This is a genomic window from Pantoea sp. BR_17 (assembly GCF_041955125.1).
Taxonomy (GTDB): domain Bacteria; phylum Pseudomonadota; class Gammaproteobacteria; order Enterobacterales; family Enterobacteriaceae; genus Pantoea; species Pantoea stewartii.
Genome location: NZ_JAVAXT010000014.1, coordinates 96005 through 111565, shown reverse-complemented (window position 1 = coordinate 111565; position 15561 = coordinate 96005). Strand labels below are relative to the sequence as shown.

13 protein-coding genes are annotated in these 15561 nt (G+C 49.8%); 8 read left to right on the top strand and 5 right to left on the bottom strand.

Translation table 11 applies throughout. The features are described from left to right. Positions 1 to 293: 293 nt before the first annotated feature. Positions 294 to 494, bottom strand: coding sequence for a hypothetical protein (locus tag RAC60_RS19330; RefSeq protein ID WP_141119408.1), 201 nt, complete (start codon positions 492 to 494; stop codon positions 294 to 296). Between the two features lie 1071 nt (positions 495 to 1565). Between RAC60_RS19330 and RAC60_RS19325 the strand changes: the two genes are divergently transcribed. Further along, complete coding sequence (locus RAC60_RS19325) at positions 1566 to 2645, top strand: site-specific integrase (protein ID WP_039339626.1); 1080 nt, start codon at positions 1566 to 1568, stop codon at positions 2643 to 2645. Between the two features lie 60 nt (positions 2646 to 2705). Here RAC60_RS19325 and RAC60_RS19320 read toward each other — a convergent pair whose 3' ends face one another. Beyond that, the gene (locus RAC60_RS19320; protein ID WP_006121986.1) at positions 2706 to 3101 is read right to left on the bottom strand and encodes an H-NS family nucleoid-associated regulatory protein; all 396 of its coding nucleotides are present in this window, start codon (positions 3099 to 3101) and stop codon (positions 2706 to 2708) included. Positions 3102 to 4876: 1775 nt separating this feature from the next. Between RAC60_RS19320 and RAC60_RS19315 the strand changes: the two genes are divergently transcribed. The 3 genes from RAC60_RS19315 (at position 4877) to RAC60_RS19305 (ending at position 6656) form a co-directional block, all read left to right on the top strand. Next, entirely contained in the window at positions 4877 to 5437 is a 561-nt protein-coding gene (locus RAC60_RS19315; RefSeq protein ID WP_033742402.1) for a non-canonical purine NTP pyrophosphatase, read from the top strand. Further along, on the top strand, positions 5434 to 6228 hold the full coding sequence (locus tag RAC60_RS19310; RefSeq protein ID WP_033742404.1) for an SIR2 family protein: 795 nt from the start codon (positions 5434 to 5436) through the stop codon (positions 6226 to 6228). The genes RAC60_RS19315 and RAC60_RS19310 overlap by 4 nt, the downstream gene beginning before the upstream one ends. A gap of 113 nt (positions 6229 to 6341) precedes the next feature. Further along, positions 6342 to 6656, top strand: a complete 315-nt coding sequence (locus RAC60_RS19305; RefSeq protein ID WP_006121982.1) for a YebG family protein — start codon at positions 6342 to 6344, stop codon at positions 6654 to 6656. A gap of 350 nt (positions 6657 to 7006) precedes the next feature. On the opposite strand, the gene RAC60_RS19300 is transcribed toward RAC60_RS19305, so the two are convergent. Then, the gene (locus RAC60_RS19300; protein ID WP_058702524.1) at positions 7007 to 7345 is read right to left on the bottom strand and encodes a cupin domain-containing protein; all 339 of its coding nucleotides are present in this window, start codon (positions 7343 to 7345) and stop codon (positions 7007 to 7009) included. A 156-nt stretch (positions 7346 to 7501) separates the two neighbouring features. Between RAC60_RS19300 and RAC60_RS19295 the strand changes: the two genes are divergently transcribed. After that, positions 7502 to 9433: a methyl-accepting chemotaxis protein gene (locus tag RAC60_RS19295; RefSeq protein WP_205952943.1), complete on the top strand. Its 1932-nt coding sequence runs from the start codon at positions 7502 to 7504 to the stop codon at positions 9431 to 9433. Positions 9434 to 9490: 57 nt separating this feature from the next. On the opposite strand, the gene RAC60_RS19290 is transcribed toward RAC60_RS19295, so the two are convergent. Together RAC60_RS19290 and RAC60_RS19285 are read right to left on the bottom strand one after the other, a co-directional pair. Beyond that, a complete protein-coding gene (locus RAC60_RS19290; RefSeq protein WP_033742410.1) occupies positions 9491 to 10765 on the bottom strand; it encodes a Glu/Leu/Phe/Val dehydrogenase in 1275 nt (424 codons plus the stop codon). A 496-nt stretch (positions 10766 to 11261) separates the two neighbouring features. After that, positions 11262 to 12143, bottom strand: a complete 882-nt coding sequence (locus RAC60_RS19285) for a LysR family transcriptional regulator (protein WP_033742412.1) — start codon at positions 12141 to 12143, stop codon at positions 11262 to 11264. A 104-nt stretch (positions 12144 to 12247) separates the two neighbouring features. On the opposite strand from RAC60_RS19285, the gene budA reads away from it, so the two are divergent. The 3 genes from budA to RAC60_RS19270 are packed head-to-tail and all read left to right on the top strand — an operon-like array spanning position 12248 to position 15524. Beyond that, positions 12248 to 13030, top strand: a complete 783-nt coding sequence (gene budA / locus RAC60_RS19280) for an acetolactate decarboxylase (RefSeq protein WP_058708889.1) — start codon at positions 12248 to 12250, stop codon at positions 13028 to 13030. Between the two features lie 15 nt (positions 13031 to 13045). Continuing rightward, positions 13046 to 14725 carry an acetolactate synthase AlsS gene (gene alsS / locus RAC60_RS19275; RefSeq protein ID WP_054687844.1) on the top strand — a complete coding sequence of 560 codons (1680 nt, stop codon included), beginning with the start codon at positions 13046 to 13048 and terminating at the stop codon, positions 14723 to 14725. Between the two features lie 25 nt (positions 14726 to 14750). Further along, positions 14751 to 15524 (top strand): (S)-acetoin forming diacetyl reductase, encoded by a 774-nt coding sequence (locus RAC60_RS19270; protein ID WP_033742618.1) that lies wholly within the window; start codon positions 14751 to 14753, stop codon positions 15522 to 15524. Positions 15525 to 15561 lie beyond the last annotated feature (37 nt).

Sequence of the window (15561 nt, the reverse complement as noted above, 5' to 3'; positions counted from 1 at the left end):
AGCGACTGTCTGCCAGACCAAAAAATTTACAGTGTAACTAACAGGTGATTTTTTTATTCTGTACAAAGGGGCAACTGTCCCTTTGTACAGGCATAAAAATCGTTTCAACCATTTTCAGGATAACGCGAGCAGGCCAGTTAACGGCCTGCATTTTTTTGCCGGTAAGCTGACGTTCAGCATGACGTGGCGATCAATCCTGGGTGGCATACGAAATTGAATGGGTGTTTTAAAGAGTGATGTCTGGCTAACAGACTGAAAAATAGGGCTTTATCGATGTCATTCAGGCAGCAGAATTAACGAATGTCGTCAGGGTAAACAGGCGAGTCGTCCACATGCAGCACGGCCATAGCCGTCACCTTCAGCCTTTGTCTCGCGGTGGCGAAACCGGAAATCGTATTGACAGAGAGCAGCGGTAATTCATCACGCAACGTTTTTAATAATGTCGACATGCCAGTACGGAATTTTAGTACGCCATCGGGCGGTCTGTAGGCCATAATACGCATTCGGACATTTATTGCAGTGAATGCTTATTTTGCCGATATCATAAGAAGATAGTACAACCCTTGTAACACAGCGCGATGCAACGCATGTCAAACTCATCTCCGGGAACAACGTAATGCGATCACTAATTATCATGGGCCTGGTGTGGGTTCTTGCTGCATGTTCTAACTCTGTGGGACACAATTTCGATACGGCGACTATTCAGAAGATTAAACCCGGTCAGACGACACGCGCGGAGCTCATTCGTATGTTTGGACCGCCTGATACAGAATCACCTTATCCCAACGGGCAGCAGGTCATGATGTGGAAATACAGTCAGGCCAGAGCCCTGGATACATCGGCGGGAAAGACGCTTACTGTGCAAACTCAAAACGGACGAGTTTTTAACTATACGTTTAGCAAGAGCTGAAGCGGCTGGTGTTACGCGCAATTGTTTCATTTTCAATGTAAGAGTGCAGTGCCGCTGTATCAAATGCATTCTGACCACATGGTCAACCCGAGAGTGCCTTGTTATCGTTAATCTCTCCTGTATCCCGAGGCAGGTATTGCAGAGATCTTGCTGGCGGTGCGCCTCATAATTTATGGCAGGGGGCGCACTCATGAAGCGGTAGCACGACGATCAGAACCCCGTAATTTATCTGCGCCTCCTGATATTAGTGAAACTGTCTCACTTGCTATTACAGCGCCTGTTCATCTGAACGTGCGTAGAGGTTTCCTGCCCGGATCTCCGTACAGCGAATAGCTGTCGAAGACACAAAACGCATCGTGGAATTTTTGACCGCATACTTTGCAGTTAGCTGACGTATCCCATTCATCGTCTTTATCTTCTGAAATAGCGCTATTGTGGAAATAATCCATCATTTATCGCGTTGTTCTCTGCGGGTTTAATAACCAATCCATTCAAAAAGAATAAGAGTCTTTTCCTTAATGAATTTCTTAAAAAGCGTACAGCGCTACCATTGCGACTCCAGACTTAACAGGTCTGGAGTCACAGGCTGTTGGAAGGTAGAATCTGGCCGACAGTTTTACGATCAGGAGAGGCAGTGGCAGAAATTTTGACAGAAATGACATCGCCGCATGTGGGCCGTCACGTTATGTGTTGGCTCAATCAGATCAGACATGCTTCCTTGTCTGATCTGGATAATTTTGGCGACGAAGGAACAGTGGAGCAGGTTATCCGCGTGTGGGTAAAACTGTCGTTGCTTGTCACCCGACGTCGTCCCGAAATTGCCATATCATCATTACTCAGGCATGTGTTGCCGAATATTGGCACTTTACCGCTAAAAAACCTGACGCGTTTACGATTAAACAGGCTCTATAACGTCCTGATTTCTGAAGGTAAAAAAGAGGAAGCCCGGCGCGTTTTTGCTCTGACTAAACAGTTTTTGTCCTGGGCCGAAATGCAGGGTTACCTGGCGCATTCGCCCGTGGCTTCACTGAGGAAACGTGATATTGCGGGCCGTGCGTCACCTCCACGAAGCCGGCAACTGTCAGACGCGGAGATTTGGGTTTTCTGGCATGGTCTGGATAACTGGTCGTTGTCAGAACAGGTACGCTGGGCCTTACGCCTGTGTCTGGTCAGTGCCCGTCGGCCTGACGAAGTGGTTCAGGCGCGGAAATCAGAATTTAATCTGCAATCCGGATTATGGAAGCAGGGAACACGTAACAAGTCCCAGCGCGAACATACTTTACCCATTTCAGCGTTAATGCGCCGTTGTATTGAGGCCTTAATTGCCGCCAGCGATCCGGCTTCTCCCTGGCTCGTACCTGCGCCGCGTGATGTCATGCAGCCGCTTTCGAAAGGTGCGCTGAATCAGGCACTACGCCGGATGTTGCGTGCGCCTCGGGGATTAGGGCTGGAACCTTTCACGCCGCGTGATTTACGTCGAACGGCACGTTCGAAACTCGCCGCGCTGGACACGCCAAACGATGTGGCAAGAAAAATTATGAATCATGCATTAGAGGGAATCGATCGGGTTTACGATACGCATGATTATGTTGTGCAAATGCGGACTGCGCTGGAGCGGTATTCAGAAACGGTTGAGCGTATTACTGAAAGCGACAGCTACCATCATCTCCCTCATCGGTATGAGAATGAGACGCTACAATTAGCCAGTTCATCAATAATGATGATGAGCAGATAATCTCTTAAAACAATGTTTCCAATAAAATGCGCGGTATCGAAATCAATACCGCGCATTTTGTCAGATCAGGAAATCGTCAAGCGAACCGCCAGCGTCCAGCGCCTTTTTAATTGGCGATGGTGTACGGCCCTGGCCTGTCCACGATTTAGTTTCACCGTTTTCATCGGTATAGCGATATTTAGCAGGGCGAGGTGCGCGCTTAGCTTTTGTTTTTGTCTCTGTGGGCAAATCAACCAGTTCAGAAATATCAATGCCGTCATTCATCAGCATTTCTTTATACTTAGCTAACTTATCTGCTTTCTCGCGCAGCATAGCTTGCTCAGCTTCTTCTTCTTCACGGCGTTCAGCGACAACGACAGAAAGCTTTTCGAGCATTTCATTTAACACATCAAGCTCAATTTCCCGGGCTTGTGCGCGTAGAATACGAAGGTTATTTAATGCTTTGAGCGCATCCATTGGTTAATCCTTAAATTACAGCGAATATTTAAACAGGGTCATTCTACGAAAAATAATCAAGGAAAGAAATATCTCTTCTGTCTGAAATGTACAAATTTGTTACCGCTTAGGATTATTACGGCATTTTAAACGCATTAAACATACATAAAATTTAAATGCCAGACGCATTGTCAGCGCCTTTTTCGTTGAGGTCCAGGTGATAAACGGTAGCATATTACGGTGACGTATTGAAAATAACGCCCATTTATTTACTTAAAAAAGCAATAAAAATCAGTGTGTAATGCATTACCTCCTTACCAGTTACAGGGATATTACGGCATAATAAAGTCGCTTCATTCCAGCGCAGGTAAATGATAACGTCAGGTTAATAATTCCCCATGATAAATTGTCCTAATCTTCATTCTGCTCCAAAATGGTTGTGTCTTAATCGCCGGATAATGCGTTAACCGTCTTGTTCATTCCTGTTCACGGGATTAGTTTTTGTGAAGCCAGACGATTACTGAAGTCTGCAACTTTTCTTACAGGACAAATCCTTCTTTTAACACGGTTAGTCAGCGCAATATAGATCGCTATGATGGATAACATTGTGGGTACGCGCGCCTGTCTGTCTTAAGGTTTAATCACACATTTCGTGCTGTAAAGCAGAGCTATAAGCGGAGCGTTGACAAGTGACGGCAAGAATAAAAACGGGTAGCTAATATCATCCTGATGGCCTCTCTCCGTCACTATACTTAAAGCCAGTCGGGAGGTTATCGTCGCTATAAGAATTTATCAGATCAACAACATTTATATGGCTGCGGACGTGATGCCGTTTGCTTATGAAAACACAACGTATTGCTGCCATTAGATTCTTGCACTTTTCGCTAAGGCGGATATTGTCATCTTTTCCGCTATGGGATGCTTTTCATTCCACGTCTGAAAAGTGAGTCGCTCTGTCTGACAGAATAACGTGCAGGGGGTTTCTGGAACCATTCAAAACCGCTTTTCACAAAAACATGCGTAGTGCGGCGTCTTTATCATTTTCCTCAGGATGAATTTTGAAATGCCGGAAGGGTGAACAGTCGGTGTGAAGGGCGGCACGGGTCTGCACATGCCGTACATTAGCAATAAAAGATATAAACGTTCATCGCTGCCGTTTGCAAAACAGCTTTGCCACCGATAAATACACAGGTCCTTGTCAGGTCGTCACGTCCGACTTTCTTCCCGATTCTTTTATACAGCCTCGCCAGAGCACTCTCTGCCAGTGAAAGACAGGTTCAGCCCCTGACGAGTGATGCGGCTTTGACGAACGGAACAGAGAGCGCAGGATAAACGGCTTATGCTATGCGTAATATTTTCGATTCATCTGTCAGGCACTGGATGGAAAATAAAACGTTAGTGACTTGATACTGTCAGTACTATGATGACGCCTGCATCAGTCTGGCTGGCGAACAGAGCCCCTGAAAGAACTTCGCGGCCGGTTTCTCTGTGGCTTACGGTATTTCCGCGCTTTGGAAAGGTGCAAAAACGCAGACGATGCGCAAAAGATTGTGTGTCTTTAAATAGCCAATGCAGCGGGGGCTTATTAAACGGAGCGGTGTTTTACATCATGCCTTATTCGGACTTATTCACGTCCTGCGTTGTTCTGTTTTATCCGCTCTACTCTGTAACCCCGCGTTTTGCGCAAATGTTCACGCCAGAAAGGCGCGAATTTGCGCTACACTCACCAGCGATAACCTCTTGTTCTGTCTTAATGATAAATTTGACTGAGGCAGCGTAATCAACGTGGAAGAAGCATGAAAATCAGATTCCTTTCGGCCAATGAGCAAAAACTGGCGGAGGTCCGCGGAATACTGGAACCTGTGGGCGTGGACGTCGTACCCATCGCGCGTCGCATTGAAGAAATTCAAACGGAAAATGAACTGGATTTAGTGCGAGATAAACTGACGAAGGCCTTCTCTATTATCGGACGTCCGCTTTTTGTTGAGCACACCGGGCTGTATCTGGATGGCCTGAATGGTTTGCCTGCGGGGCTGACGCGTATTTTCTGGAATCGCCTCGGTGCCGATCGCTTTGCATCGCTGGTACAGGGCCTCGACAGTCAGGGTGTAACCGCCAAAACCGTACTGGGTTATTGCGACGGACGCAAAATGTACCAGTTTTTCGGCGAATTGCGCGGCACTATTGCACCTGAACCTGCCGGTCCCCATGGATTCCAGTGGGACTGTATCTTTATTCCCGAAGGATACGATCAAACCTTCGCTGAGATGGGCGAGAAGAAAAACGAAATTTCCAACCGTCGCATTGCGCTGGATCGTTTTGCTGCCTTTTTAAAAACTGCACGAGGCGTGGCATGAAACCTGAGCTCAAACGCGCATACGATTCCGGCAAGCTCATTCTGTTTGCCGGAGCCGGTCTTTCCCGTAATCTCGGCCTGCCTGAATGGCATGAGCTTATCGCTCATCTGGCTAATGAACTGGGGTACGATCCGAAAATTTTTAATACTTACGGTACGCACCTCTCTCTGGCTGAGTACTACAAGCAGAAAAAAGGTTCGTTAGGACCGTTACGAAGCTGGATGGATCGCGAATGGCACCGGCCTGATATTGATGTCCGCAGCTCTGAAATTCATACCATGATCACTCAGGGCAACTTTTCACGCATCTATACCACGAATTACGATCGGTGGCTGGAAGCCGCGCATGAGGCCCATGGCGTGCCTTATTCAAAAGTGGCGAATGCAGCCGATCTGGTTTCACTCACCGAAGATAAACGTCATATCATCAAACTTCATGGCGACTTTGATGACGATACTTCTATCGTACTGGATGAAAGCAGCTACTTTGAACGCCTCTATTTTGATTCGCCGTTAGATATCAAGCTGACCCATGATGTCATGGGCAATTCGGTTTTGTTTGTTGGCTACAGCATCAGTGATTTTAATATTCGTCTGCTCTTCTATCGGCTGACAAAAATGTGGGGGCGCACAGGCCTGGCAACCGCCCGACCCAAATCTTACCTTTTTACCAATCGCAATAACCCGGTGGCAAAAGAAGTATTGGGGCAATGGGGAATCGAAATGATCGTGTCGGAAGAGGACGATCCCCGTAAAGCGCTGGCTGAGTTTATGGAAGAATTACTGGCCTGATGCACACCGAATGGCGTAAGCAGGGCAGGTTTAACCGTTGTGTCTTTTCTTCACTGGAAAACGTCGCCGACTGTGTTATACTGTATAAATAAACAGTATATGAGGGCAATAAAATGGCTGTCGAAACCAAATTTGTAGTAGTCAGAAAGGGTGAAGAGAAGATGACATTTGCCAATAAGAAAGAGGCCGATGCCTACGATAAAATGCTGGATATGGCAGAGGCGTTCACCGACTGGTTACTGGCACACCAGGCCGATATGGATGAATCGCAGGCTGAAACCTTAGGGTTGTTGCTGGCAGAGCAAAAAGACGCGGTACAGCATATTCTTCGCACCAGCAAATTACCTGGCACGGCGCAAAATGTGTCAGAAACAGCTGACGCGACTGCGCAAAGTGAGAAAAAAGTCCGCGCCGTTAAAGCGGCCTGATGGTTCATTCCTGGCAGTTCATTACCTGTGAACTGCCCGCCTGTTATCCCGCACAACGCTCTCTCCATAACGCTTCGCGCGCATTGACTGGTTTGCGCCGTGCTTGCCTGCATTACGATCAGCCAGTCAAATGTGTGATGGCAAAAGCGTAGTGATGGAGATATCTGGCAAGCCAGCCAAAACAAAGCGCAGAACTGTGAAGCCAGCCAGTATGATTCCACATGAATAAGTCCGGTTTTTCATCCCGCCAAAAAAGAGGGCACAAACTGACATATTTTTTCCGCCCGTTTATTGTTTCAGGTCAAAATCATCGCGATAAGTTACCAAAATTTCACTTTCCCGCCCGGTGTTCAGACGACATCGTGACGATCGCCACGCGTTGTGGGATGAGAAATGACTAAAAAAGTGACGCTGTTATCGCTGATATTGCGAGCCTGATGTTTTGCGCCGGGGGGAATTTCAATTCCCTGTTGCGTCTGCAGATGATGCACCACACCTTCCACCTCAAGGCTGAGCTGGCCTTCCAGCACAAAAAAGAACTGCCGCGATCGCACATGATAATGCCGTATTTCATGTGTTGCAGGCGGCATCTGCTCATAAATAATGCTCAGATCGTGTCTTTTAAGCAGATGCCAACCCTCACACTGCTCACCCCAGAAATAATGTTCTGCGTTCTCTTTCGAAATCATGCGCTTTCCCCCTGATGATGAACGTTGTGATTAAGGTCTGACTTGAGTCATGAGAATTAAAGTTCGTTTATTGAGCGCCGATAGATCCTTAAGGAACATAAAAGCGTCTGTCTGGCAGGGAAGTCAATTAAGCCGATCGATTTCAGGGGAATCCGCATGACTTCTCAACCCGCAAAAAAAACACTGACCACCCGCACCCAGATGCTGCTTGCCGGTGGCCTGACTATTACGCTTGGTTTTACCGTCACTATTGGCGTCCTGAGCTGGCAATCGGCAAAAGAGCAAAAAAACTTAGCGGAAAATTATCTTCAACAGATTGCACAAAGTCGCGGCCTGCAGATTCAGCAAGAGCTGAGTTACGCGCGCGATATGGCACACAGCCTTGGCCAAAGCCTGATTGCCTTACCAAAAGCGGGCGTTAATGACCGGAAAATTGCCGACAAAATTATGGAGTATTCTCTCAGGGCCAACCCTGACTATCTCTCTATGTCCGTGATTTTTGAACCTGACGCGTTTGACGGTCGCGATGCGGAGTTTGTTGGTCAGAAAGGACAGCCACCTCAGGGCCGCTATGCCTGGTTTGTTGACCGCGATCAGTCCGGCAACTATGCCATGCATCCGCTGCTCTCCTATTTGACGCCTGGCCAGGGGGATTATTATCTGGTCCCTCAACAGTCGCGTAAAGATACCCTGATAGAGCCCTACAGCTACCCTTACAACGGCGTGCCAACCTTACTGACCTCTGTTGCCTCACCCATTATCGATCAAGGCAAGCTCATGGCGGTGGTCACATCGGATATTTCGCTTGCGTCATTACAGCAAAAAGTGAACCAGATAAAACCCTGGCAGGATACGGGTTATGCGCTGTTGCTTTCGAACAGTGGTAAAGTGGTATCGTCACCTGTCAAAAATGACGCCGGTAAGGAATGGAAAGGCGACAAAGACAATTTTACCCGTCAGATCGTCGAACATGATGATCCGGTGTTGGGTGAAAGAGCCATGTACACCTGGTATCCGGTGGTGATAGGCAACAGCGATAAGCCCTGGTATGTGGGAATTGTCGCCCCTGTCAGCCAGGTCATGGCCGCCGCGAACCGCCAGCTCTATTGGGCTATCGGTTTAATGCTTGTGAGCATCCTGCTGGTAGGTGCCGTACTGGGGTTATTGTTTAATCGCAAAGTAATGCGCCCGCTTGGTGGCGAACCCGCAGAAGCAGCCCGCATTGCGCTGGCCGTTGCGGAAGGCAAACTCAGCAATGACATTAAGGTCGCGCACGGTGACAACGCCAGCCTGTTTTACGCCCTGCACACCATGCAAAGCCAGTTGCAATCCATTGTGGGCCAGATTAAAGATGCCAGCGCGTCTGTCAGAGAGGGGGCCAGTGAGATAGCCAGCGGCAACCTGGATTTAGCCTCGCGCACCGAACAACAAGCGGCAGCACTGGAAGAGACAGCAGCCAGCATGGAACAAATCAGCGCCACGGTTCGCCTGAACGCGGATAACGCCCAGCAGGCTACGCACCTGACCGGAAATGCGACAACCATTGCCAGCCGGGGCGAAAACCTGGTGGGCCAGGTGGTACAGACCATGTCGCAAATTGATGACAGCTCAAAGAAAATTGGCGATATCACGACCATGATCAACAGCATTGCCTTCCAGACCAATATCCTGGCGCTCAACGCAGCCGTTGAGGCGGCCAGGGCGGGCGAGCAAGGGCGCGGATTTGCGGTAGTGGCCTCTGAGGTCAGAAACCTGGCGCAACGCAGTGCCGGTGCGGTCAAAGACATTGCCGCGCTTATTGAGGAGTCCAGTGCCCGGGTACAAAGCGGCGTCACGCTGGTCAATGAGGCAGGCAAAACGATGCATGAAATGACCCAGGCTGTCTCCTCTGTACAAAGTATCATCAACGAAATCGTTGCCGCGTCAGATGAACAGGCGCGAGGAATTAGTCAGGTGACGATTGCGGTAAATGAAATGGACGGAACAACGCAGCAAAACGCGGCTTTGGTGCAACAAATGTCGGCGGCAGCCAGTTCGCTTGAAGATCAGGCGCAACAGCTGGCCCAGACGGTGCAGCAATTCCGTTAAGCGAAAGCCGCTGAATAAAAACAACCCGCGCACATCGCGGGTTGTTTTTTTACTGGCTTAGCCCGGATAGATACCGCGATCTTTACGGGCCATCAGAATACGCTCACAGGCAACGATATAGGCTGCGGTACGCAGAGAGCAGTCTTTCTCTTTGGCTTTTTCCCAAACGTGAATCATGGCTTCAGTCATGATTTTATCAGACCGTTTATTAATCTCGTCTTCACTCCAGAAGAAACTGGCCATATCCTGCACCCATTCGAAGTAACTGACCGTCACACCGCCGGCGTTACAGATAACGTCTGGGACCACAATCACGCCACGGTTTGCCAGCACATCGTCAGCATCGGGATAGGTAGGACCGTTGGCACCTTCAAGTACCAGTTTACAGCTCAGGGTCTCAGCGCGTTCACGGGTAATCTGACCCTCAAGGGCTGCCGGAATGAGAATATCCATTTCCGTGTGCCAGAAGGCCTCTTTATCAATGACTTGTGCGCCTTTGAAGCCAGCAATCTGTTTGTTTTCGGCCTGCCATTGCGTCAGTGCATCCATATCAATACCGTCGGCATTGAACAGGGTAGCGGTATGATCCTGAATCACCACGACGCGTGCGCCAGCCTGGCTGAACAGACGTGCCGCTTCACTGCCAACGTTACCGAAGCCCTGAACGGCGACGCGCGCACCTTCAATCTCAATACCGGCACGGCGCGCCACTTCGCGACCTGTAACAAATACGCCGCGACCGGTGGCTTTTTCGCGACCCAGCGATCCACCCAGGTGAATAGGTTTACCTGTCACGACGCCCGTCACGGTGGTGCCCAGATTCATGGAGTAGGTATCCATCATCCAGGCCATAACTTTACCGTTGGTACCGACATCGGGTGCCGGAATGTCTTTTTGTGGACCGATGATGATACCAATTTCGCTGGTATAGCGGCGGGTTAAACGCTCAAGCTCACCTTCAGACAATTTGAAGGGATCTACACGAATCCCGCCTTTAGCACCACCATAAGGCAGGTTCACAGCGGCACATTTGATGGTCATCCAGGCGGAGAGTGCCATGACTTCATTCAGGTCAACATCCGGATGATAGCGGATTCCGCCTTTGCCGGGGCCGCGTGACAGATTATGTTGAACACGGTAACCCTCGAAATGACGAATCGTACCGTCATCCATTTGCAAAGGAATATCAACGATTAAGGCACGTTTAGGATGACGTAACGTATCGATCCAGCGAGAGAGATCGCCCAAATAAGGGGCAACGCGATCGATTTGTTGAAGGTAGGTAGACCAGGCGGATGTACTACTGTCAGACGCGTAAGATAACTTATCCATACAAAACCTTTCTTATCGACGTTATTTATTGTGTTGAGCCGTGGAAACAACACGCTTTTCAGCGCATGTATAATTTATCACTGCCAGAAAAAATATGATGTCGGCCCGGCACGCATTATCGCTATGCTATTTCGATTAACGCTGAATAAGAGTGAATAATAGTGCAGATAAACCGGGTAAAATCCCCGCGCTGGTTGCATAAGAAATGCATAAAAGATGCATAAACTAAAAAATCAGCCATTTATCAGTTCTTTGAGAAGGTTCAAAAAGTTAATTAAATGTTAGAAATGGCATTGACTTTTTTGCACCAACGTGGTGCATTAATTCAGCTAATGCGAATGAAAATTTCATTTATGTGAAAACACAAAGGCAACATGAAATAGCCCCGGTGACGCATCAGGGGGATATATTCGCAGCGCTTATTTCCCCTTTTCATACTGCATCTTTTATTTTTCCCGCTTCGTTTCTGCCACCGAAAGGAGTGATCGCTGAGTGTTTAACGCGCAGGAATGAGTGCTAATAAATGGTTCACGGCCTTGGAGGCATTATTACGCCGCCAGGCAAAAGCGACATCCGTAAAGAGCGTATTCTCTGCAATGTCACGAAAGCAAATGTGGGGATTCTGTACGCAAATCATGGATTCAGGGATCAGCGCAATCCCGCAGCCCGCGCCGACCATCCCCAGCGAAGAGCTGATTTGCGGGGCCTGCTGGAAAGAGGAAGATGAAAAACCTGCCCGTAAACAGGCACTGACAATGAGTTCATACAAACTGGGCGAAACTTCACGTGGAAAAATAATCAACGTTTCGTCTGCCAACTCACTTAGCGCAATGGCCGTTTTATGTTTCAGATGATGGTCGGCAGGCAGTGCCAACACCATCCGCTCGGTCGAAATAACCCGCAAATTAAATGACCGACTGCTTTCACAGGGTAAACGAATAAACGCCGCGTCCAGTAGTCCTTCCTGAAGATCCTGTATCAGTAAAGACATGTTTTCTTCGCGGGTCATTAATTCCAGTGCAGGATAGCGGGCTTTAAAGTGCCGAATGATTTCGAACACACGAGGATTAAACGCCACCGAACTCGCAAAACCTAATGACATTTTTCCGCTCATCCCACGGGCAACGCCTCTGGCTTTCTCTAGGGCATAATCGGCCAGCTGAACAATTTCAATCGCGTCTGTCAGAAAAGTCTTTCCAGCCTCAGTCAGTTCCACACCACGTGTCAGCCGCTTCAACAGCGGGGTACCAATTTCATGCTCCAGGCGCTGAATTTGTTGACTCAGCGGCGGCTGCGAAATGCCCAGTAGTTCAGCCGCTCGGGTGAAGTGTTGAGTCTGTGCGACCGCAACAAAATAACGTAGATGGCGCAGTTCCATATTAAAAACGTCTCAAAGTTAACAGGTTTTGCTATTGGATTCTGTCGGCAAACGGGACCACCATAATGTTAACACGGCTTAACAGTTAACCCATGAGGCATCCAATGAGCAATTTTGTAACTGATTGTTCCTGCGAGGATCAACTTAAAGATACGGTGAACAAACTGCAAAAAAATATGCCAGAAAGTGTTATGTATCAAACCTCTTTGATGAGTGCACTTCTGAGCGGTGTTTACGAAGGTGAAACCCGAATTGCAGATTTACTGCGTAAAGGCGACTTTGGCCTGGGCACGTTCAACCAGCTCGACGGAGAATTGATTGCATTCGACAGCAATGTTTATCAGTTACGGGCGGATGGCAGCGCCCGTCCTGCACATCCTGAGCAGAAAACGCCCTTTGCGGTTATGACCTTCTTTCAGCCTCAGCATAAACACACTTTCGAACGTGCTGTTCCACGGCATGAGCTGCACCAGTTAATTGACAGTGAAATCACCTCGGACAATCAGTTCTGTGCCTTACGTGTCAGCGGCCACTTTTCATCGGTACAAACCCGTACCGTCCCGTGTCAGTGCCGCCCATACCGCTCGATGCCAGAAGTGCTCGGCAATCAGCCCATCTTCGAATTTTCTCATCGCAGCGGTGAGCTTATCGGGTTCCGTACGCCACAGTACATGCAGGGCATTAACGTCGCCGGGTACCACGAACATTTTATCACCGACGACAGAACCGGAGGCGGTCACATTCTCGACTACGTGCTTGAAGAGGGCTCGCTGACCTTTGGCGCCATCAGCAAGCTGGTCATCGACCTGCCGGAAAACAGTGATTTCCTGCACGCCAATTTGACGCCCGAAAACCTGGATGACGCTATCCGTTCTGTCGAAAGCTAATAACGAGGCCTGAATATGAAAACCCTCTCAGATACAACCCTCTGGACCTGCGGCGCCGATCTGGTTGTCGCGCAACTGGAAGCACAGGGCGTCAGCCATGTGTTTGGTATTCCGGGTGCAAAAATCGATAAAGTCTTTGATTCATTGCTGGATTCGTCTGTTCATACCATTCCCGTGCGGCATGAAGCCAATGCTGCGTTTATGGCCGCTGCGGTGGGCAGACTGACCGGAAAAGCAGGGGTGGCGCTGGTCACCTCCGGTCCTGGTTGCTCCAATCTGGTGACCGGTATGGCGACCGCGACCAGCGAAGGCGATCCGGTTGTGGCGCTGGGGGGCGCCGTCAAACGCTCTGACAGCGCCAAGCAGGTCCACCAAAGCCTGGATACCGTCTCTATGTTCCGCCCGGTTACAAAATATGCGGTAGAGGTGACCGATCCCTCCGCCCTGGCTGAATGCGTGTCAAATGCCTTTCGCCATGCGGAGCATGGTCGCGGAGGCGGTGCGTTTGTCAGCCTGCCACAGGATATTGTCGACCAGCCGGTGACGGGCAAAGTCCTGGCCAGCAAAGGCGGTATCACCCTGGGGGCGGCACCCGACGTCATGATTGATGCGGTCAGTCGTGAAATAGCCAAAGCAAAAAATCCGGTGATTCTGCTTGGCCTGATGGCAAGCCAGCCTGAGAACAGCGAGGCCATTCACGATCTGTTAAACCGCAGCCATATCCCTGTTACCAGCACCTATCAGGCAGCAGGCGCGATACGTCAGGAGCACTTTTCCCGTTTTGCTGGCCGCGTGGGTCTTTTCAATAACCAGGCCGGTGACAAACTACTCCAGCAGGCGGATCTGATTATCACGATTGGCTACAGCCCGGTTGAGTACGAACCGGCGATGTGGAATACCGGTAATGCGACGTTAATTCATATTGATGTCGTCCCGGCGGAAACCGACAACCGCTATTTACCTGATGCTGAGTTAGTGGGGAATATCGCGGCAACGGTGGGCAAGCTGGCGACGCGGATAACCTCACCCTTACAACTTAGCCAGCAGGCTGCCAGCATACTGGACGATCGCCAACAACAGCGACAGTTACTGGCGCTTCAGGGGGCCAGTCTGAATCAGTTTGCACTTCATCCCCTGCGTATTGTCCGGGCGATGCAGGACATCATCAACAGTGACGTCAGTCTTACCGTGGACATGGGCAGTTTTCATATCTGGATTGCCCGCTACCTCTACAGCTTCCGTGCGCGTCAAATCATGATTTCTAACGGACAACAAACCATGGGCGTTGCGCTGCCCTGGGCTATCGGTGCCTGGCTTGTCGATCCATCACGTAAAGTGGTGTCGGTATCAGGGGATGGCGGTTTTCTCCAGTCCAGTATGGAGCTGGAAACGGCGGTCAGGCTCAACGCCAATATCCTGCACATTATCTGGGTTGACAATGCCTACAACATGGTGGCGATGCAGGAAGAGAAAAAATATCAACGTGTGTCCGGTGTCAATTTTGGGCCCATTGATTTTAAAGCCTATGCCGAGGCGTTTGGCGCCGCGGGGTTTGCGGTGACCAGCGCAGCTGAACTTGAGCCGACACTGCGTAAAGCAATGGATGTGCAGGGGCCGGCGGTTGTAGCTGTACCGGTGGATTATGCGGATAACCCCCTTTTGATGGGACAACTCCATCTGAGTCAGCTTCTTTAATCACGAAGGAACGGAGGACATGATGATGAAAAATCGAGTGGCGCTGGTAACAGGTGCGGGCCAGGGCATTGGTGAGGCCATTGCGTTACGCCTGGCGAAAGATGGCTTTGCCGTTGCGGTAGCGGATTTTAATTTTGATACCGCTTCTCAGGTCGCGGAAAAAATTAAAAAAGCGCAGGGCAGTGCATTAGCCATCAAGGTTGATGTATCAAAGCGTGATCAAGTTTTTCACGCGGTTGAGCAGGCACGTGAAGTGCTGGGCGACTTTAATGTCATTGTCAATAATGCCGGGATTGCGCCGTCCACGCCTGTTCAGGACATTACGGAAGACATCATTGATAAAGTCTACAACGTCAACGTGAAAGGCGTGATTTGGGGGATGCAGGCCGCGGTTGAAGCCTTTGCAGCGGAGGGGCACGGCGGAAAGATCATTAATGCCTGCTCCCAGGCTGGCCACGTCGGAAATCCTGAACTGGCGATATACAGTTCGAGTAAGTTTGCCGTGCGCGGTCTGACCCAAACGGCAGCCCGGGATCTTGCACCGGCGGGCATTACCGTAAACGGTTTTTGTCCGGGCATTGTCAAAACCCCCATGTGGGCAGAAATTGATCGGCAAATTTCCGAAGCCGCAGGTCAGCCTGCAGGTTATGGTACCGAGGCCTTCGCCAAAAGAATCACACTGGGCCGTTTATCCGAGCCCGACGATGTGGCCGCCTGTGTAGCCTTCCTCGCAGGACCGGACTCGGATTATATTACCGGCCAGTCTATCCTGGTTGATGGCGGAATGGTCTTTAGCTGATCGCGATCAGGCCTGGCACGCTTGTGCCAGGCGACCT

Excerpts from the sequence above, each read along its gene's own strand:
- RAC60_RS19330 (WP_141119408.1), bottom strand. The coding sequence starts at position 494 with ATGGCCTACAGACCGCCCGATGGCGTACTAAAATTCCGTACTGGCATG.
- RAC60_RS19325 (WP_039339626.1), top strand. The coding sequence starts at position 1,566 with ATGACATCGCCGCATGTGGGCCGTCACGTTATGTGTTGGCTCAATCAG.
- RAC60_RS19320 (WP_006121986.1), bottom strand. The coding sequence starts at position 3,101 with ATGGATGCGCTCAAAGCATTAAATAACCTTCGTATTCTACGCGCACAA.
- RAC60_RS19315 (WP_033742402.1), top strand. The coding sequence starts at position 4,877 with ATGAAAATCAGATTCCTTTCGGCCAATGAGCAAAAACTGGCGGAGGTC.
- RAC60_RS19310 (WP_033742404.1), top strand. The coding sequence starts at position 5,434 with ATGAAACCTGAGCTCAAACGCGCATACGATTCCGGCAAGCTCATTCTG.
- RAC60_RS19305 (WP_006121982.1), top strand. The coding sequence starts at position 6,342 with ATGGCTGTCGAAACCAAATTTGTAGTAGTCAGAAAGGGTGAAGAGAAG.
- RAC60_RS19300 (WP_058702524.1), bottom strand. The coding sequence starts at position 7,345 with ATGATTTCGAAAGAGAACGCAGAACATTATTTCTGGGGTGAGCAGTGT.
- RAC60_RS19295 (WP_205952943.1), top strand. The coding sequence starts at position 7,502 with ATGACTTCTCAACCCGCAAAAAAAACACTGACCACCCGCACCCAGATG.
- RAC60_RS19290 (WP_033742410.1), bottom strand. The coding sequence starts at position 10,765 with ATGGATAAGTTATCTTACGCGTCTGACAGTAGTACATCCGCCTGGTCT.
- RAC60_RS19285 (WP_033742412.1), bottom strand. The coding sequence starts at position 12,143 with ATGGAACTGCGCCATCTACGTTATTTTGTTGCGGTCGCACAGACTCAA.
- budA (WP_058708889.1), top strand. The coding sequence starts at position 12,248 with ATGAGCAATTTTGTAACTGATTGTTCCTGCGAGGATCAACTTAAAGAT.
- alsS (WP_054687844.1), top strand. The coding sequence starts at position 13,046 with ATGAAAACCCTCTCAGATACAACCCTCTGGACCTGCGGCGCCGATCTG.
- RAC60_RS19270 (WP_033742618.1), top strand. The coding sequence starts at position 14,751 with ATGAAAAATCGAGTGGCGCTGGTAACAGGTGCGGGCCAGGGCATTGGT.